Annotated in this window: 19 protein-coding genes, 1 pseudogene and 1 riboswitch; of the genes and pseudogenes, 5 read left to right on the top strand and 15 right to left on the bottom strand. The window is 52.9% G+C overall.

All coding sequences use genetic code 11. The features are described from left to right. Window positions 1–26 precede the first annotated feature (26 nt). The 7 genes and pseudogenes from WKI47_RS06360 to WKI47_RS06330 all read right to left on the bottom strand — a co-directional run. Entirely contained in the window at window positions 27–1241 is a 1215-nt protein-coding gene (locus WKI47_RS06360) for a Bcr/CflA family efflux MFS transporter (RefSeq protein WP_340226335.1), read from the bottom strand. A 448-nt stretch (window positions 1242–1689) separates the two neighbouring features. Beyond that, complete coding sequence (locus WKI47_RS06355) at window positions 1690–2559, bottom strand: carbohydrate ABC transporter permease (RefSeq protein WP_340226334.1); 870 nt, start codon at window positions 2557–2559, stop codon at window positions 1690–1692. Next, a complete protein-coding gene (locus WKI47_RS06350) occupies window positions 2556–3443 on the bottom strand; it encodes a sugar ABC transporter permease (RefSeq protein ID WP_340226333.1) in 888 nt (295 codons plus the stop codon). Before WKI47_RS06350 ends, WKI47_RS06355 begins: the two co-directional genes overlap by 4 nt. Window positions 3444–3488: 45 nt before the next feature. After that, the gene (locus WKI47_RS06345; protein ID WP_340226332.1) at window positions 3489–5006 is read right to left on the bottom strand and encodes an ABC transporter substrate-binding protein; all 1518 of its coding nucleotides are present in this window, start codon (window positions 5004–5006) and stop codon (window positions 3489–3491) included. 197 nt (window positions 5007–5203) lie between these two features. Further along, window positions 5204–6907, bottom strand: coding sequence for an alpha-glucosidase (locus WKI47_RS06340; RefSeq protein ID WP_340226331.1), 1704 nt, complete (start codon window positions 6905–6907; stop codon window positions 5204–5206). Between the two features lie 249 nt (window positions 6908–7156). Beyond that, window positions 7157–8134 carry a LacI family DNA-binding transcriptional regulator gene (locus WKI47_RS06335; protein ID WP_340226330.1) on the bottom strand — a complete coding sequence of 326 codons (978 nt, stop codon included), beginning with the start codon at window positions 8132–8134 and terminating at the stop codon, window positions 7157–7159. Window positions 8135–8286: 152 nt separating this feature from the next. Next, window positions 8287–8448, bottom strand: a pseudogene (locus tag WKI47_RS06330) (S-layer homology domain-containing protein); the annotation flags it as partial. A gap of 264 nt (window positions 8449–8712) precedes the next feature. Between WKI47_RS06330 and WKI47_RS06325 the strand changes: the two are divergent. From WKI47_RS06325 to WKI47_RS06315, 3 genes are read left to right on the top strand one after another with little or no spacing between them, the layout of a single operon-like run. Continuing rightward, complete coding sequence (locus WKI47_RS06325) at window positions 8713–11793, top strand: ATP-binding response regulator (RefSeq protein WP_340226329.1); 3081 nt, start codon at window positions 8713–8715, stop codon at window positions 11791–11793. 30 nt (window positions 11794–11823) lie between these two features. After that, entirely contained in the window at window positions 11824–12984 is a 1161-nt protein-coding gene (locus tag WKI47_RS06320; RefSeq protein ID WP_340226328.1) for a response regulator, read from the top strand. 48 nt (window positions 12985–13032) lie between these two features. Next, window positions 13033–13239 carry a DUF2536 family protein gene (locus tag WKI47_RS06315; RefSeq protein WP_340226327.1) on the top strand — a complete coding sequence of 69 codons (207 nt, stop codon included), beginning with the start codon at window positions 13033–13035 and terminating at the stop codon, window positions 13237–13239. A 597-nt stretch (window positions 13240–13836) separates the two neighbouring features. Here WKI47_RS06315 and WKI47_RS06310 read toward each other — a convergent pair. The 6 genes from WKI47_RS06310 to WKI47_RS06285 form a co-directional block, all read right to left on the bottom strand. Beyond that, window positions 13837–15210, bottom strand: coding sequence for a voltage-gated chloride channel family protein (locus WKI47_RS06310; protein ID WP_340226326.1), 1374 nt, complete (start codon window positions 15208–15210; stop codon window positions 13837–13839). A gap of 65 nt (window positions 15211–15275) precedes the next feature. Continuing rightward, a riboswitch (Fluoride riboswitch) is annotated at window positions 15276–15337 on the bottom strand. Between the two features lie 33 nt (window positions 15338–15370). Further along, complete coding sequence (locus WKI47_RS06305; protein WP_340226325.1) at window positions 15371–16369, bottom strand: hypothetical protein; 999 nt, start codon at window positions 16367–16369, stop codon at window positions 15371–15373. A gap of 108 nt (window positions 16370–16477) precedes the next feature. Beyond that, entirely contained in the window at window positions 16478–17044 is a 567-nt protein-coding gene (locus tag WKI47_RS06300; RefSeq protein ID WP_340226324.1) for an SF0329 family protein, read from the bottom strand. Between the two features lie 274 nt (window positions 17045–17318). Next, a complete protein-coding gene (locus WKI47_RS06295; RefSeq protein WP_340226323.1) occupies window positions 17319–17810 on the bottom strand; it encodes a hypothetical protein in 492 nt (163 codons plus the stop codon). A gap of 119 nt (window positions 17811–17929) precedes the next feature. Beyond that, window positions 17930–18892 (bottom strand): alpha/beta hydrolase, encoded by a 963-nt coding sequence (locus WKI47_RS06290; RefSeq protein ID WP_340226322.1) that lies wholly within the window; start codon window positions 18890–18892, stop codon window positions 17930–17932. Window positions 18893–19037: 145 nt separating this feature from the next. After that, window positions 19038–20075: an LLM class flavin-dependent oxidoreductase gene (locus tag WKI47_RS06285; RefSeq protein ID WP_340226321.1), complete on the bottom strand. Its 1038-nt coding sequence runs from the start codon at window positions 20073–20075 to the stop codon at window positions 19038–19040. Window positions 20076–20337: 262 nt separating this feature from the next. On the opposite strand from WKI47_RS06285, the gene WKI47_RS06280 reads away from it, so the two are divergent. Beyond that, the gene (locus tag WKI47_RS06280) at window positions 20338–20652 is read left to right on the top strand and encodes a metalloregulator ArsR/SmtB family transcription factor (RefSeq protein ID WP_340226320.1); all 315 of its coding nucleotides are present in this window, start codon (window positions 20338–20340) and stop codon (window positions 20650–20652) included. Continuing rightward, a complete protein-coding gene (locus tag WKI47_RS06275) occupies window positions 20649–23225 on the top strand; it encodes a DsrE/DsrF/DrsH-like family protein (protein ID WP_340226319.1) in 2577 nt (858 codons plus the stop codon). The genes WKI47_RS06280 and WKI47_RS06275 overlap by 4 nt, the downstream gene beginning before the upstream one ends. A 322-nt stretch (window positions 23226–23547) precedes the next feature. Here the strand turns inward: WKI47_RS06275 and WKI47_RS06270 are convergent, their stop codons facing one another. Both WKI47_RS06270 and WKI47_RS06265 read right to left on the bottom strand, forming a co-directional pair. Next, complete coding sequence (locus tag WKI47_RS06270) at window positions 23548–24516, bottom strand: DUF4435 domain-containing protein (protein WP_340226318.1); 969 nt, start codon at window positions 24514–24516, stop codon at window positions 23548–23550. Then, a partial coding sequence (locus WKI47_RS06265; RefSeq protein ID WP_340226317.1) for an AAA family ATPase occupies window positions 24506–25758 on the bottom strand: 1253 nt, incomplete at its 5' end. The genes WKI47_RS06270 and WKI47_RS06265, both read right to left, overlap by 11 nt.

Below are 25758 nucleotides of genomic sequence, written 5' to 3'. Positions count from 1 at the left end.
TTTCAATACCGAATATGACAGGACGCCTAAGACGGACCGGCTTCTTCCCGATCGGGACGCGTCATGACGAAAAACGCCGCCGCCCCCAGCACCGCCGTCACGAACAAGATCGCGCCCATCGGGACCGGCGTCGTCTCGTCCAATCCGACCAGCGGCGAGACGATCGAACCGATCAGCAGCGGGAACAATCCCAGCACCGCGCTGGCGCTGCCCGCCCGATGCCCTTGACGCGCGATCGCCAGCGTGAACGTGCTCGTCGCGGTGATTCCGATCGTGATCATATAAATGAAAAGCGGCACGACGATCGTGTACAACGGCCCTTGAATGATCGAAGCCAGCAGCAGCACGAGCGTGGCGCTCGCCGCCGTAATCACGCCGATCCGCAGCAGATTGCGCTCGGGCACGAAGCTGCTGAAGCGCCCGATGATAAAGCTGCCCGCGATGATCGCGATGCCGTTGATGCCGAACAGGATACTGAACGTTTGCGGCGATACGCCGTAAATGTCCTGGTAGACGAACGGCGTGCCGGATACATACGCGAAGCTGCCGCCGTGGATAAATCCGAGCGTCAGCGCGTAGCCCATGAACGAACGGTCTTTCATCAGGCTGCCCATCGTGCGAAGCGAATGCCCGATCGAGCTGGGTTGTCTTTTTTCAGGCGGCAACGTTTCTTTGAGCTTGAAGCCGACAGTCAGCAAAATGCCGAATCCCAGCAAGCCGAGCACGTAAAAAATAGTATGCCAACTCGATCCCGGCAACAGCAGCACGGCTCCGCCGATGATCGGCGCAAGCAACGGCGCGACGGCGTTGATCACCATCAGCAGTGAGAAAAACTGCGTCAGTTCGCGGCCGCTGAACACGTCGCGGACGACCGCCCGGGACAGCACGATGCCGCCCGAAGCGGTCAGCCCTTGCAGAAAACGGGCCGCGATCAGCATCTCGATACTGGTCGATAGCGCGCACATGACCGAAGAAGCGGCGAACAACAGCAACGAGATCAGCAGCGGCCCTCGCCGCCCGCGCGCGTCGCTGATCGGACCGACGATGATCTGGCCGACCGCAAGGCCGATCAGGCAGGCGGTGAGACTAAGCTGAACCAGCGACGCCTGCGCGCCGAGATCGGCCGATATGCCGGGAAAGCTCGGCAAATACATGTCGATGTTAAGCGGTCCGAGAATGCCGAGCGTGGACAGCAACAACGCAAGTCCGAGCCTCTCGCGACCCGTGGGGTTATGCAGCATGATTGAATGGTTCTCCTTTTCCGTACAAGCGATGTATATTCATAGAAGAAATTGTATAAGCCACGCAAAAGGGTGTCAACGACGCATGTCCTTTTTCGACAAAAAAGTTACGCCCGTCCGCAAAATAGATACCTCGGCCACCGAACAAACGAATCCCTATATCCCTGCTCCTCCGCCTCCGCGTCAATCGTGTACGACACAATCAGCAAATCCCTTTTCGCCGCTCAGATCTTTCCCCTATCGTCCTTCCATAAAAAAAGACCTCTCTATAAAAAAGAAAGGTCTACAGATCCATCAACTCTACCCTACCTGGAAGCGAGAAGACGGAGAGAGAAATTCAGGTCAAGACGCCTTTGAACTCGGAAAATTCCTTATTCAAATCCCATCCATTTTCCGAGTGAGACAGCGGCTTTACCGAATTTATCTCGGAGTCTTCTCGCTTCCCCCCTCATTTTACCGCCCCCTCCGTCACCCCTTTGATAAAGTACTTTTGCAGGAACAGATACAGCACGACGATCGGAATAATCGACACCAGCACCGCCGGGAAGATCAGCTCCCACGGATTGCTGAATTGGCCGGACAGCATTTTGGCGTAATACAGTTCCAGCGTCAGCGTTTTGTATTCGGCGTTGCCCAGCACGAGAAACGGCAGCAGGTAATCGTTCCAGATCCACAGCGAATTCAAAATAATGACGGTGACCGTGATCGGCTTGACGAGCGGGAAAACCACTTTGAAAAACAGTCCCAGAATGCCCGATCCGTCGATCAACGCCGCTTCTTCAAGCGCCAGCGGAACGCCGCGGAAAAAGCCGTGGTACAAAAATACCGACATGCCGAGTCCGAAACCGCCGTACATCAAGATCAGTCCCGGCAGGTTTTTAAGCCCCAGCGTCTCGAACTCGTGGATCAGCGGATACATGACCGATTGAAACGGAACGAGCATGGCCGCGGTCAGTCCCAGCAGCACGATCCGGCTCGCCGGGGAATCGTTGCGTACCAACATCCACGACAGCATGGAGGCGCAAAACACGATCAACGCGACGGACAGCACCGTAATGCCCGCCGTGATGAACACCGCCTGCCCGAAATGAATCTGCCGCATCGCGTCGGATACGTAAGCGGCGGACCAGCTTCGCGGCAGCGCCATCGGCTCGGCGACGATCGTCCCCTGGTCTTTGAACGAGTTGACGAACAAAAACAGGAGCGGGAACAGCGTAGCCAACGCCGAGAGAACCAGAATGACGAACACGGCGATTTTGCCGGGACGCAGCTTGAACGAAGACTGCCGGGCTGCGTTCGTTGCGGCGGCGCGGGTCATGCGTCCACCTCCTTTTTCTTCGTGATATACACTTGCGCAAGTCCGATGATCGCGACCAGTACGAAGAACACGACGGCTTGCGCCTGCGCTTGCCCGTAATCCGGCGGCTGCGTGTAACGGACGGTCCGCAGAATTTGCAGCGACAGCATAGACGTGTTGAACGAACCGTTGGTGAGGGCCACGTTCTGGTCAAGCAGCTTAAGGCAGCCCGCCAGCGTCAGGAACAATACGATCGTGACGGAAGGCATGAGCATGGGCAGCGTGATGTAACGGAATCTTTTCCATCCTCCCGCTCCGTCGAGCGCTCCGGCTTCGTACAGGTCGCGCGGGATATTGTTAAGTCCGGCCACGAAAATGATCATCATGTACCCCGCCATCTGCCAAGTGACCATGATGACGAGCGCAAACAGGTTTTTGGTCGTATCCTGCGTCATGTTGGTGAGAAACGGAAGATTCAGCCCATTTTCGCCGAACAACAATGTGAACACGTTTTGGAAAATGAACTGCCACACGAAGCCCAGCGCAAGACCGCCGAGCAGGTTGGGCAGGAAAAAGACCGTGCGGAACGCTCCGACGCGTTTGCCCGCGAAATCGAGCATCAACGCCAGTAATAGCGCGGAGACGCTGACGACAACGACGGCGATCGCGGTGAATTTCAGCGTATAGACGAGCGCGTGCACAAATTGCCAGCTTTGAAAAATACGCGCGTAATTGTCCAGCCCGACGAACGACGTCCAGACGCTGCCGCCGACGAAATACGTACCGCGCCAAGCCGTGAACGAGTACAGCAGGCCGATCAGGAACGGTACCAGCACCACGGCGGCGAACAGGATCAAGCCGGGCAAAGCCAGCGGCCAAAACCATTTTTTATAATAACCCCTCATCCTTAACAGCCTCCCGTAAACTCAAGCTTCGAAACCGACCGCCGATCAATACATCACGTCTTTCCAGCCTTGCACCGCTTCGCGCGCGATCGTCTCGTAATCGTCCGCCGTCCAAGCGCCCGCGCGGTTGTAGTACCGTTCCTGAAGGATCGAGCCGAGCACTTCCTGCCCCCAGTAACCGCCTCCGGCGGGCGAACCGTTGAACGGATTCGACAGCGTGTCGCCGTCCAGCTTGTATTGAATCAGCGAATTGTTCAGCGCGTTGTCAAACTTCACCGTGTCGTCGACGTTGTACGGAATAAACTGAAAGTCTTCGACGATCGCTTGGCGCCCTTTTTCGCTGGTATTGAGCCATACGAGAAACTGCTGCGCCAACTCTTGCTCGCGCGGCGTCACTTTGGCATTGATCGCGTAATACGACGGTACGAACTCCGGCACGGAGCGGTTGAACTTCTCGACCGTCAGGCCGTCGACTTGAATATCGCTTTGCTCCAGCGGTAGCTTGATCGGCAAGAACGTCAGCGTCGGCAAAATGTCCGTGTTCAGCTTGGCGATATTCGGATACACCCAGTTGCCTTGCTTGATAAAAAGGGCTTTGCCGCTCGAAAACAACTGCACCGACACGTCGTAGCTGGCCGTCGTCGAGTTGATGTAGGACGGGCCGCGCTCCATCGGTCCGTCCGGTCCGGCGGCGTGCGTCGAATACAGGTCCAGCGTCCGCGCCAGTTTCGCAAGCGGCGCCTGCAGTTCGTCGACCTGTTCTTCCGTCGCGGTTCGGGCCACCACGGCGCTGCCGAATACCGCGTTCAGCGCCATATTGCCCATATGGTCGCCGTACGTCCATTTTTCCGCGCCCGCTTCGGCGAACACGCCGGTGAGCCGCGAAGTGAGTTCGGTTTTGCGGGACGCGAACGCGTAAGATCGGCCGTTCAGCTTGACGCTCGGCGCCGTTCCGGCCGCGATATAATCGCCGACCGCGTTTACCAAAGTCTCGAACTCGTCGTACGTGGCCGCTTGGAAATCGTCGAGAAACGGCTGCGTCTGATCGTCGCCGAACAGATCGCGCACCATGCGCGTATCGACGATCAGCCCGTAGCCTTCGATATTGTACGGGATACCGTAATTTTGCGTCCCGTCCACGCTAAGGCGTAGTGCTTCCGGCACGTCTTCTGCAAGCGCCTTCAATTCCGGGTCCGAAGCGTCGTTCAGATCGAGGATCGCGCCGCTTTCGGCCCATTCCGTCACGCCGCCGATATTGGTGGAAAAAATGGCCGGCTTCCCGCTCGAATTCATTTCCGCCCGCAGCGTTTCGGCGCTGTCGGTCGTGCCGAGCGAGAACACTTTGACCGTCAAGCCGGTTTCCTGTTCGTAACGGTCGACGACTTTGTCCAACGCTTCCGCGTTTTCCGTTTTGCCGTTGAAAATATAAAAGTCGTAATCGGTCGGCGCTTTCGCTTCGCGGCTGCCGCAGCCCGAAAGCAGCGAAGCGCCGAGCGTCAACACAGCGGCGACGACGGTCCATTTTTTGCGGGCGTAGTGCCGGTTTCGGCTGTTTACGTTCATGCCTATTCTCCTTTTTCCGGGCCGCCTGCTTCGAAAGCCGACGCCCGAATCTCGATTCGTGCGAAACCGCGATAAGAATCTATCTGCTGGGGGTACGAAGCGGGAACGCAGGCGGTAGTCATATTCGGCGCATGCGTTCGCTTGTATCTGCCGCTTCCCGTTTCAAGATGTTGCCGGATTTACGATCTCGCCGGATTTTACGATTCGGCCAGCACGACCGAACGGTACGGCGGAAGCTTCAACTCGCCGCCCGGCGTCCATTCGGCTTCCCCGTTCGCGAACACGACGCGGCGATCGGTCGACGCGCCGAAATCGAGCACCAGCTCGCCGCCGAAGTTGTTCAGCACCAGCAACGTCTGTCCGTCCAAACGGCGCCGGTACGCGATCAAACCGGGATATTTTTCATACGCCGGTTCGAAACTTCCGAACGCCAGCGTATCGCCCCATGCGCCTTTTTTTCGAAACGCGATCAGTTGTTTGTAAAACGTCCAGACCGATTCTTCGTCCGCTTGCGCCTGCTCCGCGTTCACGTTCGGATAATCGGGGTGCAGCGGCATCCACGGCGTTCCCGTCGTGAATCCTCCGTTCGGTTCGGCGTTCCACGGGAACGGCGTGCGCGCGTTGTCTCGGCCGTACGCGTTCAGTTCTTGCAGCATCTCTTCCGCCGAACGGCCTTGTTCCAATCCTTCATGCCATTGATTGAGCGCGGACACGTCGTAAAATTCGTCGATGCCGCCGCGGAATCCGTTGGTCATGCCCAGCTCTTGCCCCTGATACACGAACGGCGAACCTTGCAGCAGCATATACGTCGTCGCCAAGCAGGTCACGCCGTCGCGATGATGGTTGGCTTTGTCCAAAAATTTGTCCGGTCCCCGCGCTTGATCGTGGTTTTCCAAAAAGATCGCGCTCCATCCGTATTTTTGCGTATGCAGCAGACTGTCGAACATGCGCTTGCGCCACGACGCGATAGATTCCGGTTCGTTTTTGAGCGGCACGTCTTTGTTGTGGTCCCAGTTGAAATCGAAAATCATCGAGAAGTGGCCGTCCGGTCCTGCGTATTCGGCAAACGTGTCCGGCGATACGCCGGGCGCTTCCGCTACCGTCACGCAATCGTACCGGGCGAACGTTTCGCGCTTCAACTCGTCCAAAAACTCGTGAATGCCCGGGTAGTTTTGGAAATGGTCGATCGGGTACAGCTTGCCGGGTTCCGCGGGGCGCGAAGCGAACGTCAGGTCTTTTTTGATAAACGTGATCGCATCGACCCGGAAACCGCCTACCCCTTTGTCCAGCCAGTCATTGACCATATCGTACAGTTGGCGGCGAAGCTTCGGATTTTCCCAGTTGAGGTCCGGTTGTTCTTTGGCAAAGGTGTGCAGATACCAGCGGCCGTCTTGCGTTCGGGTCCAGGCCGGTCCGCCGAAAATGGAACGCCAATTGTTCGGCGGCCGATTATTGTCGGTAGCGCGGAAATAAAAGTACCCGGCTTCTTCGCTGTCCGGATGTTCAAGCGCGGTTTGGAACCACCGATGCTGATCCGAGCAGTGGTTGATCACGAGATCGAGCAAAATTTTCATCCCGCGCTTGTCCGCTTCGGCGATCAGTTCGTCCAGATCGGCGTCGGTGCCGAAAATCGGGTTGACGCTGCGGTAATCGGCTACGTCGTACCCGTTATCAATCATCGGCGAGTCGAAGATCGGGCAGATCCACAGCACGTCCACGCCGAGTTCGGCCAGATAGTCCAGTTTGGTTGTAATCCCTTTCAAATCTCCGATGCCGTCGCCGTTCTCGTCGTTGAAGCTTTGCGGATAGATCTGGTAAAAGACCGCGCGCTTCCACCACTGCCGCTGCGAAGCCGCAAGCAAAGACTCCCGTTGTTCCGATTGTTTGTTTAACGTATTCATCGTTTCAACCGCCACCTCCGTGGAACCGTTCCATATTTGCGCAAAAAAATAATTCGCGATGCACCCATCCTCATTAGTGGAACTGTTCCACAAAGCTCCAAAAAAATCGGCCCCGCCGACTTTCGCGATCATCATTCTCGACCGTATTGTGGAACAGTTCCATTGGAAATCAGAATACGCTTTTTTTCGGGAAAGGTCAATGGATTTATGGAACTGTTTCTCAAAAAATAAAACGGCGGGCGTCAACGATCAGGTCGTCGCGCCTCGCCGCAGCGTAACGGGCACCGTGATCGGCTCGTCGCCGACCGCTTGTCCGTTGATTTTTTTGAGCAGCACCGCCACCGTCTGGCGCGCAATCGTCCGCACGTCCTGTACGATCACCGTCGGCGCGGCCGCGTTGAAATCGGTCACGAACGTGCCGTCATACGCGATAAGCTTCAGGCGGCCCGGCACGTCGATGCCCAGCGAAGACGCGGCTTTGAAAAAAGCGGACGCCTGAAGATCGGACGCCAGCACGCCGTCAACGTCGGGATGCGCGGCCAGCAGCTTTTTGGACAGCTTGAAGCACTTGGCGTAATCGGTCGTATCGTCCCACGATACTTCCCGCCGCAGCGTTTCCGCGCCGCCCGCTTGCAAATGCCGTTCCAACGCAAGGTCGCCTTCGTGCGATTGCAGCCGGTGCCGCTGATCGCCGACGGTAAGCAGCACTTTGCGGCAGCCCGCTTCCAGAAACGTCCGCGCCGCGAGTTCGCCGCCTTGCCGATGGTCCGAACTGACGACAGGAATGCCCGGCAGCACCCGGTCCAAAAACACGATCGGCTTTTCCAGCTTCGCGTAGCTTTCGTCCGGCAGCATCGCCGCGCCGTCGATCACGCCGTCGAACAGATTGCGTTCCAGCGTATCGAGATATTCGCGTTCCCGCTGATGTTCGCCGCCCGTGCTGCACAGCATCATGTTATAGCCGAATTTGCGCAGTTCCAGCTCCAGATGATTCCACAGCGACGAGAAAAACGGATGGATCAAGCCCGGCGCGATCACGCCGATAATGCCCGTGCTTTGGCGGTACAGATTGCGGATCCATTGGTTGGGGACGTAATCCAGCTCCGCTACCGCCGCTTTGATTTTTTCCCGCGTCTCGTCGGCCACGTACCCGCTGTTGTTCAGCGCTCTCGACACCGTGCTCGGCGCGACCTGCGCCAGCCTTGCCACTTCCCGTATGCTTGCCATGATCTTGCTCCTTCCGCTTCCCGGCCTGCGTTTTCCGCAATCGGGAACCAGTATAGCAGTTGGGGAACCGTTGCACAAGGCGGACGGCCGAACGCGCAAAAACCCCGCTTCTCCAAGAAGAAGCGGGGTTTCGCTTAGGCATAGCGGACCGATTACAGCAGTTCCAACTCCGTCAGCAATCGACGGATCAGAAGCGTCATTTCCGCGCGGGTAACCGGAGCTTTCGGCTCCAATTTGCCCGCCGACTTGCCTTGGATCAAGCCAAGCTTGACCGCTTGCGCGGCGCTGGTTTTGGCCCAATCGGACAAGCTTGCGGCGTCCGTATAGCCGTTTAGCGCGGATGCCGCTGTAGCCGGACATCAGGCCGTATTGCGTCGCGGCGCCGACTTTCCCTCTCATGTTCCAACCCCCGTTTTTCCGTGATTGTATGCCGATGTATCCAGTTGCCTCCGGCATCGCAATAAACAAGCAATAAACAAACGATTCCGAGAAAGAGGATTGCGCCGCCGAAACATTATCCGCTACAATGCCCATATCACGTCAGACACCCGATTCCCTCTGGCAAAGGAGCTTGATTCGTGCTTTTAAAACTATCCGGCGTTCTTCTGACTGTCCTGCTCGCCGCTACCGTCCTGCTTTTGTCCACCTTCGACGAGCCGCAACCGGCAGCGCTGCACGCTCAACAGGGCGTTATGGATTTATCCGCCTGGAACCCCGAACTCGATCCGCGTATCCGTTTGGACGGGGAATGGGCTTTTTATTGGGAGCGTCTGCTTCCTTACGAGACTCCGGCGCGCGCAGGCACGCTTCCCGAGCCGGACGCGTACGTCGACGTCCCCGGTACGTGGGGCAGTCTGCAACCCGACGGCCGATCGCTGCCCGCGCACGGATTCGCGACGTACCGCCTCGTGCTCAAGAATGCGCCTTTTCACGGGATGCTGGCTTTGAAAAAAATGAATATCCGGTTCGCCAGCGAGGTCTACGTGAACGGCATCCGATTGTTCGAAGACGGGCAGGTGGCGGGTTCGGCTGCCGGCTACCTGCCGGGCAACACGCCGCAGATCGGCTTTTTCCCGTACGAAGGCGGCGATATCGAGATTTTGATCCGCGTAGCCAATTACGATTACACCAATTCCGGGATTCCCGGTCCGCTGTTTTTCGGGGAGCAAGGCGCGATGCTGGCTCACGATCAAGCCCGCAAAGTTACCGAATTCGGCGTGTTGGCGGTACTGACCACCATCTCGATCATTTTCCTCATCAGCTATATCGGTTCGGCCGTGTACCGCAACCGCGACGATTCGCTGCTGCTGCTCGGGCTGATTTGTTTGTTTTACGCGCTCTACAGCGGCATGATCAGCGAACGCGTGTTGTCGCTGATCGACGGCGGACTGTCGTTCGGCACCTTTTACAAACTCAAAGATATGTTCTCCGTCGCCTGCTTGGGGCTGTTGACGCTGTACTTTTACAAATTCAGGACCGGCATTTTGTCGAAGCCGTTTACGGTCTTCGTTCTGGCAATCTTCGGCGCTTATATCGCTTCGGTGGCGCTGTTGCCGATTCCCGTCTATAACCTGGCCGCGCCGTTCGTGATCGGGCTGTACACGTTCATGCTGCTGTGGCTGCTGTACAAATGCGCGCTTCAGTTTATCGTCAGCAAGCCCGGCGGCCAGTTTTCGGCTTTTCTGTGGTACGCGTCGATCTTGTGCATGACGGCGTACTGCCTGGATGTCAATCTGTTCTCCGTTTCGCTCAAAGAAAACATGAACATCGGACAATTCAGCATCGTGCTGTTCAGCGTCCTGATGCTTTTCCTGGCCGTGCTGCGCTTTTTCGAAGCTTATCTGACCGTCCGCACGCTCAAAGACCAGCTCCTGCTGCTCGACAAAGTGAAAGACGATTTCCTGTCCAGCACTTCGCACGAGTTGAAAACGCCGCTGAACGCGATCGTCAATATCGGCGAAAGTCTGTTAAAAGGCGCCGAAGGTTCGCTGACCGACCAGCAGGCGCACAATCTGGAGATCGTGACGGGTAGCGGACGGCGTTTGACGTATCTGGTGGACGAATTGCTCGATTATTCCAAAATGAAGCACGGCGATATTTCGATTCACCGCTCCGCCGTCAATCTGTCTTCGTTCGTCGAATCGGTGGTGCGGATGCACGCGTTCCTGCTCGGTTCCAAACAAATCGAGCTGCAAAACCGCGTTCCGTCCGACTTCCCGGCGATTCAGGCGGACGGCAACCGGTTGATTCAAATTCTGCACAATCTGGTCGGCAACGCGATCAAATTCACGGAACGCGGCACGGTCGGCGTCGAAGCGTCGGTCGTCGCGGGCCGGGCCGAGATCCGCGTATCCGACACGGGACGGGGCATCGCCGCCGACAAGTTGGAGCTTATCTTCCTGCCGTTCGAACAAGAAGGAACCGCCGCGCCGACCGGAGGAACGGGACTGGGACTGAGCATCACGCGCAAGCTGATCGAACTGCACGGCGGAACGATCCACGCGGAGTCCGAGCCGGGACAAGGAGCGACGTTCGTGTTGACGATTCCTTTGGCGGAAACCAAAGGAGAACTGTCGGCCAAAGCGTCTTCACTGCCTGCGGCGTTGGCGGATTCGCCGGAACGCACGCGGCGCTACGCGGAACCTGGGATCACGGCCGGAAAGCGCGACGAATGGATCGTGGTCGTGGACGACGATCCCGCGAATCTGCAAACGATCGTCAATCTGCTCAAGCTCGAAGGCTATAGTTACGCCGTCACGTCCCGCTCTCCGTCGGTGCTGGAACTGCTGGATCAGCTTCCGACCGTTCATCTCGTCGTGGCCGATATCATGATGCCGGACATGTCGGGCTACGAGCTGCTGGAGCGCATTCGCGCGCGGTATTCGCCTTCCGAGCTGCCCGTGCTGATGCTGACGGCCGGCAACAAGGCGCATCAATTGAAGCTGGCTTTGGAAAAAGGAGCCAACGACTTCGTCGCCAAACCGTTCGAGTCCGAAGAACTACTGGCCCGAATCGGCAGCCTGACGCGGATGAAAACGTCCGTACAGGCGGCACGGGCCGCGGAGATTTCTTTTTTGCGCTCGCAGATCAATCCGCATTTTCTGTACAACGCGTTGAACGCGATCGCGGAACTGTGCGTCGACGCGCCCGATCAAGCGGAGCAGTTGATCCTTCAGCTATCGAGCTATTTGCGGCGCAGCGTGCATTTCAAGCATCTGGATTCGCTCACCAGCCTGCATAACGAGCTGGAGCTGATTCACGCTTACGTGGCGATCGAGCAGGCCCGGTTCGGCTCGCGCCTGGAAGTGTCGATCGAGGTGGACGACGATGTCGAGCGCGGCATGAATCTCCCTCCGTTGACGTTGCAACCGCTGATCGAAAATTCGATTCGCCACGGCCTGATGTCGAGAATCAGCGGCGGACGCGTGACGTTGTCCATTCGCAATCTGAACGAAAACGAAACGCGCTTCACGATCGAAGACAACGGAAGCGGCATGACGCAGCAGCGAATCGAAGAAGTGCTCGGCAGCGTCGACGGCGTGCGCGGAGTCGGATTGTGGAATATTTCCAGTCGCCTGAAGCTGCTGTACGATCGTCAATTGCTTCTGGAAAGCACCGACGGAGCCGGCACGCGGATCACGTTCGACCTGCCTCGTTAAGGCGTATACAAGCAAAAAAGGAGGTCTATCATGAGAGTGTTGATCGTGGACGATGAAGATTTGTCGCTCAAGCGGCTGAACCGTATTTTGACGGAAAGCGGGGAAGTCGAGGTCTGCGGCGCTTTTCATGATCCCGAAGCCGCTCAGGCGTATGCCCGAACCCATCGGTTCGATGCCGCTTTTCTCGATATTACGATGCCGCGCATCTCGGGGATGACCTTGATCGGCGAACTGCGCAAATTCCATCCTGCCTTGCCGATCGTGCTGGTGACGGGATACGAAGAATACGCGGTGCAGGCTTTCGACCACGAAGTGATCGATTACGTCATCAAGCCGGTCACGGCGGAGCGGTTGAATCGCAGCATCTCGCGCCTCAAGCAAAAACTGGCGGAATCGCCGACCCCGGCGCGCGAGCCGGAGCTTGAACAACAACCTTCGGCCGAAGCCGTTCCCGAGGTCGCCATTCCCCGATTGACGGTAAGCCTATTCGGCGGGTTTTCGGTGCGCGGCGGCAGCGGAACGGACGGGCCGCTCAAGCTTCGCACGCCGAAAACGGAAGAACTGCTCGCCTTTTTGCTTTGCAACCGCTCGACGACGCGCGACGCGCTGACCGACACGCTGTGGAAAGAACTGAGTCCGCAAAAAGCTTCGACCAATCTCAATTCCACGCTCTACTATGTCAGACGCGCGATCGGAGACGGCGGCGACACGCCGATCATTCTCAAAGACCGCAGCGGCATCCGCGTGAATCGCGAAGTGGTCGACTGCGACCTGTACGAGTTCGAAGAATTGTTCCGCCAAATGCGCCGCACGCCGGAGCATCGCCACGACCCGGAGCGGTTCGAGCGCATGGATGCGCTGTACGCGGGCGAGTTGTTGAAAGGCCGGCATTACGAATGGGCGTTGACGCGCGCGCGGCAATTGGAGATTGATTTTATCGCGGTGCTGGACACCGCCTCCCGGTACCACGCGAAAATGCAGCAGCCGCTGCGGGCGTTGTATTATTTCGAACGGATTTTGCAGCTTGATCCGATTCGCGAAGACGTGCACCGGGAGATCATTTTGCTGTACTTGGCGCTCGGGCGCAAGTCCGATGCGAAACGGCAGTATTTGACGTTGGAAACCGTACTGGACGAAGAACTCGGCGCGCGCCCTTCCGCGGAACTTGAACGGCTGATGCGGGAACAATAACGCGCGTACCGGGCGAAAATCACGAGCATAACGAAGGAGTTTACCGAAGTGGACATTATTCTGGATATGATGAAAGACAAAGTGGAATGCTTGCAAGCCTACGATTTCCGCGAGTTGGAACGCGAGATCGAGCAACGCATGGAGATCAACAAAGCGCTGGCGCTGCGGGTGAAGCAGGTTCAGCACCAAGTGACGTTCGATCCGGTGCGCAACAAGATGCTGTACAGCGCGGTCGTGCATTTTACAGGTGATTGAAAAGATTCTGTTCGGGGGAACAAGCCAGGGCGCTGCGGGCGAAATTCGTTCAAGCCGCTGTCTCACCCGAAAATGGGGGATCGGCGTATGCGCCGATCCCCCATTTTCGGGTTAAAAGGCGTCTTTCACTGAATTTTGCCCTTCGCTATGCTTGAGGAAGAATAGGAGCTTTTTGGGGGGAGGATTTGGGATGTCTACTAAAAAGGCAGTTAGCGGATATGGTTTGTTGACGTTTTGTGCACATTTGGAGCGTTTTGGCAGCTGTTTTTAAAAAATGCTGATGAAACGTCAACAATTTTCCGAGTTTGCTCCTGTTTGGAGGCATATGGAGGAGAAATGTTGACGAAACATCAGCATCTTACGAAAAAAGCGATGAATCGGAGTGGAATTGTTGACGTTTTGCACACATTGAAAAGGAAATTAGCAGGGACGCGATGCCACTAGCAACTGTAGCGGATTATAGCAAGATTCAGCGATGTTTAGAGACATTCAGTGAAATTCAGAGACATTAAGCGATACTTAGAGAGATAGAGAGATGTACCGATATACATTTTTTCGAAATCCGCATGCGACTGCTTCGATCCTCCCGGCTCACAGTTATCTTTCTTCGCCTTTTCCCGTGTCCGCTTTCCCTTCGCTTTCTTTGTCGCGCATGGATCGCTTTTGTTTCCGCAGTTCTTTTACCGTTGCCAATGTGGTGCCTTCCGGAACGGTCAGTAGGCGGCTTTTGGACACGCCGATGCGTTGCGACGTGTAGATGCCGCTGTGGCCGGAGAACAGATAGCTGACCAGGCAAGCGATGAACAGATACACCGCGGCATCCGAGCCGAACAATTCGATGCCCATGATGAAACAAGCGATCGGGGTGTTCGTGGCTCCGCAAAAAACGGCGATAAAGCCGAGCGCGGCCAAAAACGGGGCGTATAGGCCGAGAAGATCGGCCAAGCTGTGTCCCATCGTCGCGCCGATCGCGAACAGAGGGGTCACTTCTCCGCCTTGAAAGCCCGCGCCGAGCGTGACGGAAGTGAACAACAGCTTCCACAAGAACGCGAACGGCGAGACTTCGCTTTCGAACGACTGTTGGATCAGCGGGAGACCCAAGCCTAGGTAGTCGCGGGTTCCGACGATAGCGACCAAAGCGATCACCAGAAAGCCGCCGACGGCGCTTTTGAGCATCGGATTTTGAAAGATCGCCGTGAAGCCGCGTTTGAGCGCATGCGTCAACTCGCTGAACAACAAACTGACCAGACCGAACAAGATCGAAGCAATCACGACTTTGAGCACGATCGACATTTCGACCGCAGGCACAGTACCGATCCGATAATGCAGATGGTGGACGTTCCACAGCCGCGTGGCGATCAGATCTCCGACGAAGCTGGACGTAAAGCAAGGCAGCAGCGCCCGATGGCTGATCAGCCCGATCGCGATTACCTCCAATCCGAAAATTGTACCCGCGAGCGGCGTGCCGAAGATCGATCCAAAGCCGCCGCTGATCCCGCACATGAGCAAAATTTTGCGGTCGTCCGCGTCGATGCGAATTGTTTTCCCGAACCATTCCGCCAGGCTTCCGCCCATTTGCACCGCTGTTCCTTCCCGCCCGGCCGAACCGCCGAACAGATGCGTCACCAATGTGCCGAACAGGACCAAAGGCGCCATGCGCAGCGGAATGGTTTCTTGACCCTCGTTGATTTGTTCCAAGATCAGATTATTGCCTTTGGCGCTGTTTTGTCCGAATTTCAGGTACAGATAGCTGACCAGCGCGCCGCCGAGCGGCAGCAGGAACAGTAGCCACCCGTGATTTGTACGAAGATTCGTGACGTAATCCAGGCTATGCAGGAAAAAAGCCGACGCCGTTCCCGATAACACGCCGACCACACCGCCTAACGCGATCCATTTCAAAAACGTGCTCCACAACGCCAAATGGCTGGTGCGTTGCGCGAAGTCTGTCCATTTTCCCGACCCTTTTCGCATTCCCTATATCTCCTCTTCTCCCGATTGCGGTCCCCGAAACAAAACAGACTCCTACCCATAATAAATTATGAGTAGGAGTCATTAGCCTCGCAAGGCGGTTATGGCGAACTCCATCGCCGTATTGAACTGTTGCCATCATAAGGCGAATAGAGCGCGGATGTCAAGAATCTGGCGTAACGTTCAAAAAGTACCGAATCTTTTTCGTGGATGTTTTGCCGCTGGGCGAGTCGCTCAAGATTCGGAACCGGTATTCGGGAATCGAAATCATCGCTTGGCATACTATAGGCATACTGTTTTTAAAATTCAGTACGCGATGAATGTCTCCGGAGATCAGGTCGCAATACGCGTCTCCGTTACTTTTAGCGGTTCTCAATTGTTCCCGGATATAGATTCTGGCTCTTTCTGTCGCCCCTGGAAGCGCCGCAGCAATCACGGGTTCCGGTGCGACGACTTCCGGCGCAGTAGCTGGGGGAGCTACATCTACATCCGCAGACAAGCCGTTAGACGTAATCGAAACAAGCAGTCTTCTCATAGCAAATGCCGCAGTCTCGAAGGTGCTGTAATCCTGCCATCGCATCGGATAACTGCCCTGCAACGAGATAGGTTCCGTTCGTCCTTTCATCGTACCTGCTCCGGTCAAGTCGCTCCATCTCATTTGCCCCGTGAGCATCCGCCCTTCATGAATACGAAAATCCCGGTCGGCCGTGAACTTCTCGACGCCCGGATGACGGTAATAGGCCGCATCGTTGGTTACCAGAATCAGCATCCCTTTGTGAATCCGGCCAAGCCTGACCATCTGCTCCAATCGTTGCACGTCTTTGACAATATCGTAACGCCCGATATCGTGCGCGCTCTGATTCAGAAAAGAAAACGTTTCTTCTTCATGCACGTATTCGGCTCCGCGTATTTTGTATTTCAGTTCGATACCGTAAGTTTGCCCTTCATGCTCGATCCATATGTCCAAGTAAGTACGTTTGCCTGCTTGAATATCAATCCGTTTCTCCAAACGAATCTTGCAGTCATACATTTCGCGTATTTCCCAAGCCAGCGCATGTTGAAAATCGGCTTCGTTATGAAAAAGCGGACGTTTGTGTGCAAGCGAACTCAGCACCGTATCCATATCAAAAGAAGATGGATTTCCCAGATCTTTATGGATCACTCAAATACCTCCAAATCGCGTTTTATCATCAGTATATGCGGAATAAGTCATAAAAAAAGCACAAGCCAGCTTGCGCCTTTTTTATGCAATTGAATGGTATGACGAACACTACGCGTCCCGCCGCAATTCATAAAAATACTGCACGATCGGATGCTTCAGCTTGATCTGCTCGGACATGTTCAGGATACGCTTTTTGCCGACGCGGCGGTCGACCAGGGCGAGAATATTCAGCAGGATATCGTCGCTTTCCAGACTGGTCTCGATCGGGGTGGTCAGAAATTTGTTTGCGTCTTTGGTGAAGTTGGATTTGGCCAGCGCGGCTTGGGCGTTCATCATGTTTTTGGCATGCTCGCCCGCTTTGCGGCTTCGGGCCATGATCTTGAGACGGTCTTCCGGAATCGGGCCTTTGGCGGACTTGCGCACGGCTTCGATGTCTTCGGGCTTGACCGGAATGTACAGCTCGGGATCGTTTTTGATCTCTATCTCGCTTTGGAACCAGCGGATCGGATTGGTTTTATCGCTCATATTGAGGATGTTCTTTTTATCGACGGAAATATGGCAGGTGCCGGATTTATCGAGCAGATAGCGGTAGCTGGTGGCTTGGTATTCGACTTTGCCGATCAATGACGGGGAGAGAAAGCTCTCCAGTTGTTGTTGCAGTTTGCTCCAGGACATGAGGGTCCTCCTATGTTTGGCTTATTCTTAGGGCGGTTACGCGCCCGAAAACTGTTGAGAGAGTGACGTTAGCGTGGGAAGCGAGAAGGCTCCAAGAGAAATTGTCAGCATAGGCTTCCGAAGTGCATTTCTTCGAAATGCTTCACAAGACGCTGTCTCACTTGGAAAACTGGATTGGAATTTTAGTTGTAGGTTTTCCAAGTTCAAAGGCGTCTTTCACTGAATTTCTCTCTACGCCTTCTCACTTCTAGCTACGTTTCACTTTCTCAACAGCTTAGGTCGTTTTTTCGTTTACGCTCTGGTTTTCTTTGTTTAAAGGAATTTCGAAAGTCGCGCTCAAGCGGTGAGGTTCCAATGCGCTTTTTCGGGATAGGATATTGATTTTTAAGTTCAAATGATTTGGCAGGTCGGAGACTTCGTCGGTGTCCGCGGTCAAGTAATAATGTTGGTCTCCTAATTGACGCATCGTGCCGCTAACGGAGGAAGCGAACAGATCCCCGTCGTTGTAGAATTCGTAGCCCAGATCGTTTTCGACTTGTCCGCCGCCTTTCACTTCGATTCCGAGCGATATGCGGCCTTCGGTGTATACTGCGTTTCGGAGCGAAAAGGTCAGACCGTCGAATGTTCGGGTTTGAACCGAAATATCGGGAGCAGACATTTGCCATACTGGTTGCTTTTGATGGGAGTAAAGGAAGTGGATCGCTGACAGGGAAAGTATAGAAGCAAGCAGGATCATCGACGATAGCATTAAGTTTTTTTTGCTCATGATAACCTCCAAAACAAAAGACATGCAAAGACGCATCTTTTTATTATACGTTATTTTGACCCTTTCCATAACAAAAGACCGTTCATCCTTGATTGAGATAAACGGTCTTTCTGGTGTTTTTAATTCGGCTTTTTTATAAACGCTCGTACACCCTCGGCGATTTCTTGCGGATGCGATCGGTACAGATAGTGATTCGCGTCCAATAACACCACCTCGGCCCGCTCGGAATTCGCGATCTGTTTCTCATGTTCGGGAATCCATTCTGCTACCGCGGGATGATTGGCTTGGAGGAAAAATAATACCGGCAGATCGACGGGAAAAGACTGCTGTTGCCCGGTTTGAAAATTGCTATACATGCTCACGACTTCGTTCAATTGCGTGTCGTTGTACATATTGCGTCTCATCATGATGTGCAACTGCTCGACCACCTTCTCGTCATAAGCGAGTCCCTCATAGGGATCGGCGCTCAGCTTCAGTTGCAAGCGGTCGAAGCCCAAGTCGCGGAACCACCGGATCGGCGCGACGTCCGAAGCTTCGATCTGCTGCTCGCTGAGCGACGGCACGCTGCTGTCCAGTCCGACGAACGCGGTCACTTCCTGCGGGTACCGGTTCACGTAATCCAGACTGTACAGACCGGAGATCGAATGCGCCATTAGCGTGTATCGGTCGATGCCCAAGCTGTGCACCGCCGCATGAATTTCATGGACGATGTTCTCCGTACTGCGTTCGGCATCTGTCGGATCGCTGAGTCCATAGCCGAACGGCTCGACTACGACAACGCGATAATCCGTTGCCAACGCGTCGATCAGCGGCTGGAAATCAAGTCCGGGCGCGGCATTGCCGTAACCGGGCAGCAGCACGATCGTGTCCTCGCCGTCACCTTGAAGTAGCACGTTCATCTGCTTGCCGTCTACCGTCACGTGCTGGCCGTACGGCTGCAATCTTTTCTGTTCGGAAGCGCTGCTGATACCATCGACGGCAAAAACGGTCGCGACGCACAGCAAAACGAAGATCACGAGCGCGGCAACGATTTTCAACAAGACGAACCAGATTTTGCGGGTTTTGCTTGCATTCGGGGTCAAAATATTCAGCTCCTTTGGCGATCTGCGAAACGGCTTTGCGGCCTGCTTTTTCCCAGTCTAACGAACCGAAATGTCCCCCGAATGAAGACAATATGAACTGCGTATGAACGATGAAACTCGGATACCCGATTTGGATGCGCGTTGATTACCGGTTGATACTTGTCTCCGATTGACGATTTTCCTCCATGCTCTGCACGGCTTCTTTTAAAATTTCGAACGAACGCTTCAGCTTCTCTTCGTCGTAAATGAACGAATTCACGATCAGTTCGTCGGCGGCATAGCGGTTTTGGAAAAGGGCAAGCTGCTGCGCGATCGTGTCTTTGCTTCCTTTGAACGTAACACTGGACATTGCTGCGAGTATTTCTTTTTCTTGCATGGTGATGTCCGAACCGAGATTCTCGGCAGGCGGCTGCATAAGCTGTTGCCCGCTCCGCAGAATGTTCAGGAATACCTGATTCATCGTCGTCGACAGAAAATCGGCTTCCTCGTCCGAGTCGGCCGCGACCACATTGGCAGACACCATCACATAAGGCTCGGACAGATGCGCGGAAGGATTGAAACTTGCCCGGTACGCCGCAAGCGCCGCTTCCAGATGAGCCGGAGCGAAGTGGGCGCCGAACGCGTAAGGCAAGCCGAGCGCGCCAGCCAAATACGCGGAATCCGTCGAAGAACCCAGGATATACAGCGGAACTTTCGTGCCGATACCGGGATAGGCCCGGACGGCTGCTTGTTCTTCCGGCGCGCCGAGATAAGCAAGAAGCGATTGAATATCGTCCGGGAAAGAAGGAGCGGAATCGCCCGAAAAACGCCGGATTGCCGCCGCTGCCGCTTCGTTCGTTCCCGGCGCGCGGCCGAGTCCCAGATCGACGCGGTCCGGGTGAATAGTGGCGATCGTGCCGAACTGTTCCGCTACGATCAACGGCGAGTGGTTCGGCAGCATGACACCGCCGGAACCCGCGCGGATGATTTCGGTATGATCCAAAACGTGCTTCACTAAGATTGAAGTCGCGGAGCTGATCAGCGTCGGGGTATTGTGGTGTTCGGCAATCCAATATCGGGTGTAGCCCAGTTGTTCGACGGTTTGCGCCAGACCGACCATCTGCTTGATAGCCGCTGCGGCGTCTTTACCCTCGCGGATCGGAAGCAAGTCCAATACGGAAAGGGCGAGGTTAGAGTGTGACATAAGATAAGGTGCCTCCTTGCGTAGAGTTTTGAAAAAAGTGCTTGGGTTCGTACGGGGTCTATTGTATGTCATAGAAACCATATATACAAGTTAAGTTAATAAAGGTGGATACTTACAGTTAACTCGTAAACATAATTTGATTTTTTGAGCGAACCTTTCGCATGCAACGATGGTCTCCTGTTTCCGTTTGAACAGCGGATCAAGTTGACAGTTATTTTTATATATCGTATTATTCGAATATAACGATACAGGAGTGATAGTGATGAGTATTCCCGCTTTTGATAAACAAGACCTGAGCCAATTCGACGAACCGGCGGAGCTGCTGAAAGCTTTGTCCCATCCGATCCGCTTGTGCATCGTACGCGGCTTGATGCGCAAAAAGAAGTGCAATGTCTCTTATATGCAGGAGTGTCTGGACATTCCGCAATCGACGATCTCCCAGCATCTGCAAAAACTCCGCGGCGCGGGCGTCGTCACCACCGAACGCAAAGGTCTGGAAGTCAATTATATTCTGGCTGACCAACGGGTCGAAGCCATTGTGAAAGCTTTATTCGGAGAGGAAGAGTGCGAAGCATGAGCAAAAAAGTACTGATCGTCGGCGGCGTGGCAGGCGGAGCATCTGCAGCGGCCCGTTTGCGTCGACTGGACGAACATGCCGAAATCATCATGTTCGAAAAAGGCCCGTATATCTCGTTCGCCAATTGCGGATTGCCTTACTATATCGGAGGCTCGATCGCCGAGCGCGAGCGCCTGCTCGTTCAGACGCCGCAAGGCATGAACGACCGTTTCCGGATCGACGTCCGCGTCCATAGCGAAGTGGTCTCGGTCGATCCGCATCAGCGGACCGTTCAAGTACGGAGCGCCGAACGCGGGTTGTACGAAGAAAGTTATGACGAACTGGTCTTGTCTCCGGGCGCCCGTCCCGTCGTGCCCGATCTGCCGGGCAACGACCATCCGCTGATTTACACGGTTCGCAATATTCCCGACATCGACCGCATCAAGGAAAAAGTAACGGCGGGCGGCGGACGGTCCGCGATCGTGATCGGCGGCGGATTTATCGGCGTCGAAATGGCGGAAAACCTCAAAGAAGCCGGGCTGGACGTCATGCTTGTCGAAGGCAATGCCCAACTGCTTGCGCCTTTCGATCCCGAACTGGCGGCAGCGCTGGCGCAGGAAATGCAGCATAAAGGCGTAAAGTTGCTTTTTTCGCAGCGCGTGCAAGGCTTCCGTTCGACGGACTCCGGTATCGGCGTACAGTTGGGCGGCGAACGGCTGCTACATGCCGATCTGGTCATTCTCGCGATCGGCGTCACCCCGGATACCGCGTTCCTGCAAAGCAGCGGAATCAAGTTGGGCGCGCGAGGCCATATCGCGGTCAACGAAGCGCTGGAGACTAATCTTCCGCATGTGTACGCCGTCGGTGACGCGATCGAAGTGCGCAATTATATCCACGGCGGCAAAGCGGCGATTCCGCTGGCGGGACCGGCCAATAAACAAGGCCGCATCGTCGCGAACCGCATCGCCGGCCTGGACTCCGTGTACAAAGGCACGATGGGCACGTCTGTGATCAAAGTGTTCGACATGACGGCCGCTTCCACCGGCAGCAACGAAAAAACGCTGCAGCGGCTTGGTATCGACTACCGCAGCGTCATCGTGCATCCTTCTTCCCATGCGTCCTATTATCCGGGGTCCAGCGCGATCACGCTCAAGCTGCTGTTCGCGCCGGACGGCAAAGTGCTGGGCGCGCAAGCCGTCGGTTACGAAGGCGTGGAAAAGCGGATCGACGATATCGCGGTCGCGATTCATTTCGGAGGCCATGTGAGCGATCTGGCCGAGCTTGAACTGAGCTACGCACCGCCGTTTTCTTCCGCGAAAGATCCCGTGAATATGGTAGGCTATGCAGCGGAAAATATCGTCGCAGGGCGCGTTCAATCGTTTACGTACGATCAGCTCGATACGCGCGTTCCCGACGATTCCATCCTGCTGGACGTACGCAGCGATCTGGAGCATCGCGGCGGCCATATTCCCGGCTCGCTCTCTATCCCGGTCGACGAGCTTCGGGCAAGGTTGAACGAGCTGGACCCTGCCAAAGCAATCTGGGTCTACTGCCAGGTCGGCTTGCGCGGGTATACGGCTTCACAGATTTTGCGGCAGCATGGATACGATGTGAGGAACTTGAGCGGCGGTTATAAAACGTATCGGCAAGCGCTGTTTGTTGCGTCGGGTTTCGTAGACGGTGACGGCGGGGAAAACGGTGATGAAGCGCAGAGCAAAGATAAAGGACAAAGCGAACATCAAGGACAACATGCAAAAGTTAAAGAGACTTCTACGCTTGCTTTTGCTCCTGCACAAGAAACGGCTCCGGCACCTCTCGTTCTCGCAGCCGACCAACCGCTGACCGTCGATCATGAACTGGACGCGCGCGGCTTGAGCTGCCCGGGGCCGCTGATGCAGGTCAAGAAAAGCATGGATGCGCTGAAAAACGGACAAATCTTGCGCGTGCAAGCTTCCGACCCCGGTTTTTACGAAGACATTAAAGCCTGGGCCAACATGAACGGTTCGGACTTGCTGAAGTTGGAGCGTGTGGGCGGCGGCGCGATCGAAGCGATATTGAGCAAAAAGGCGGCGATTCCGCAGTCTTCGTTATATTCAGACGCGACGTCGACTGCTACCCCTGCAGACCCTGCCAGCACGATGGTCGTATTCAGCGGAGATTTGGACAAAGCGATCGCTTCCTTCATCATCGCTAACGGAGCGGCGGCCAGCGGACGCAAAGTGACGATGTTCTTCACTTTTTGGGGACTGAACGTTATCCGCAAACCGGAACGGCAATCCGTGGCGAAAAGCAAAATGGGCCGCATGTTCGACCTGATGCTGCCCCGCAGCAGCCGCAAGCTGGGCCTGTCCCGCATGAACATGCTGGGCATGGGCCCGAAAATGATCCGCGGTTTGATGCAAAGCAACAACGTGGATTCGCTGGAATCCCTGATCCAAAGCGCCGCCGACCAGGGCGTCGAACTGGTCGCCTGCCAGATGTCTATGGACCTGATGGGCATCCAGCAGGAAGAACTGATGGACTCGGTGCAAATTGGCGGTGTCGGTTACTATTTAGGGCAGGCTTCGCAGGCGAATCATAATTTGTTTATTTAGAAGTCGATGAAAACTAAGCCTTTAAAAAACGACCTCGAATCCGCAATTAAGCGAAAAGCGAGGTCGTTTTGGATTTGGGGAAGTATTTGAGTTTAATACGGAGATTTCTACAAAAATCCAAATCTGACTGTGCAGAAACGTATAACCTCGATTGACTGACAGTCAGTTTTTGTACAAGTCATTTCAATAAAGCCACGTCCTCGACATGTATTGTCTTTAGGAATATATCTAACTGTCCGCACTTTCATCGTCTTGAACTCGCTGTCTTATAACAGGCGAGAATGGCGAACTATCCATGAGATTGCACCATCATATACATATATTATTCAAAAGATACTTCTATTTTTTGCAATAAGTACTCGAATTCTTTAGATATTGTAGGAATCCATTCTAATCGCAATCTTGAAATTAAATTATCCAAGTTCCCTATTACATTTCCATTTTTTAAATCCGAATTTTTTTCAGCTTCGTTTTTTAACATTAAAGGCAAAGAACTACATATAGTTTTTCCTTTTATATAGTATTTAAATATATCTAACGAATTTTTCGAATCAAAAAAAGAAAAATTGGGGCAATGCTCCTGTAAAATACTTTCTACTTTTTCTATACTGAGCTCTACTCGGCCTAATTCTTTTTGAATATATTCTAAAATTCTATCTAAGGGGTCGTTTGCCGCTAAATTGGACATTTGCATCATCGAAGCAGGTTTTTTTTTAATAATATTTAAAACATTTTCGAGCTTATCAGAATCTAAAATACTTTTTCTGTAATTAACTTCACGTAATAAGCATAACAAAATATAAGGATACAGTGCATACTCTACTTTTGACAAAGAAACTAAAAACATATCATAAGTCTCTTGATCCTCATAATTAAAAATATTTTTCACAACTACCTTGAAAATAGAACTCTCAAATAAATAGTTTTCAAGTTCAAAGTAGTCATAATAAATGATTTTGGGGTCAGTGATATCCTCGTTCAGAAAGAAATCATAATCTCTATCTAAAAGGCTTACTACATTATGTCCTTGAGTTCTTAAATTCTCATGTTGCACTATAGAATTCTTTTTTCCTGCAAAATTTAATGGCTCTTCTAAATTAGGATCATTCGCTAACACTAATTTAAAAATTAACTTCTGATTTTTGTGAATATAAAAATCTCGAATAACATTAATGTCTTCTATTCCTTCAACTAACAACATTTTATGTTTAGGAGCCTTTTTCATAAAATATCTTTCATTTATTATAGCTCTTGCGTTTTCATTAAAAGAGCTACCTTTTTTAATATTCATCTATATCACCTAATTGCCAAATGCTATCTTGGTAGTCTTCATGAGCTATATAAGGGGAATGCGTAGCAAGCAAAATATTAATGTTAGGAATTTTCAAAAGCGTACTTAAAAGATTCATCTGCCAAGAAATGTGCAAAGATAATTCAGGCTCATCTATTATAATTAAAGGTTTATAAACACTGCTGTTTAGTGATAAGGCAGCATAGGATAACAAAGTGATTAATTGCTTTTCTCCAGTTGATAAGGTCTTGAAAGCTGTTGTCAACTCCACTTTATAGTTATTTAATTCAATTTTTATTTTATCTTTAAAGAACTTTTCAAAAGCTTCTTTTAAATATTCGAAAGACTGTAACTTCTCATTAACTCCTCTAATATGTTGATCGTATAGATCAATAAGTCTCATCAACAAATTATTATTTGAACCTAAAGAGGATAAGCTGAATAATAAAAGTTCTTGTAAATCTTGACTTATTTCTCTTTTCTCTTTTTGATCATTAGGTTTTGTTTGTTTATGAGCATTTGACCTTTCTGCTAATTTTTTTTGTTTTTTAAAGTAATCTTTTACCTCTAATTCGTTTATATCTTCTATATTTAGCTGGCGAGATAATTCTATAAGTTGTTCAGGAGCTTTATCATAAAGAGTAATTGGTGGTTTTTTTCGACTTTCTAGATTGTTTTTGTAAGTACTTTTGATCATTTCTTCAATAAACGAACGCAAAACCTTATTCAATCCTTCAGAATTAAATTTTCTTAACTGTTCCGTGTAATTCCCGTAAAGTTTATCAATATCCATATCATTTACTCCGATTACTCTTCGATCTTCTGGAAAGCTACTTGCGAACCTTCTTATTTGATTAAACTCATCATCACTATCGAATTGTAAACTATTGTTTTCCAAAAACTGAATCATGTCACTATCGACTCGTCTATATGTAGGAAAATAAAGAACACTATTTTTTATTTTATCAATAAATTTCAAACTAGTATTGTCCTTGATTAAGTCATCCAGTTCCCTGTACTCCGAGGAGTACGAAAATATATCTTTCATCTCTTCTTGTTCTTTAGGAGAAACTAACTCGTACACTAATTGATCTCTACCAAAAAAACTATTTTTGGTTAATTTTATTACAATTTTTTTCCTCTGCATCAAAATGTATGTTATTTCTAGTATATCAAATTTCTTTATAACTTTTATCGAAGTAACTATTTCATTTAGTTTAATTTTATTATTTTCCATTTTAT

The organism is Saccharibacillus sacchari, assembly GCF_037722395.1.
In the GTDB taxonomy this organism is placed as follows: domain Bacteria; phylum Bacillota; class Bacilli; order Paenibacillales; family Paenibacillaceae; genus Saccharibacillus; species Saccharibacillus sacchari_A.
This window is presented reverse-complemented; position numbering and strand designations above follow the sequence as displayed.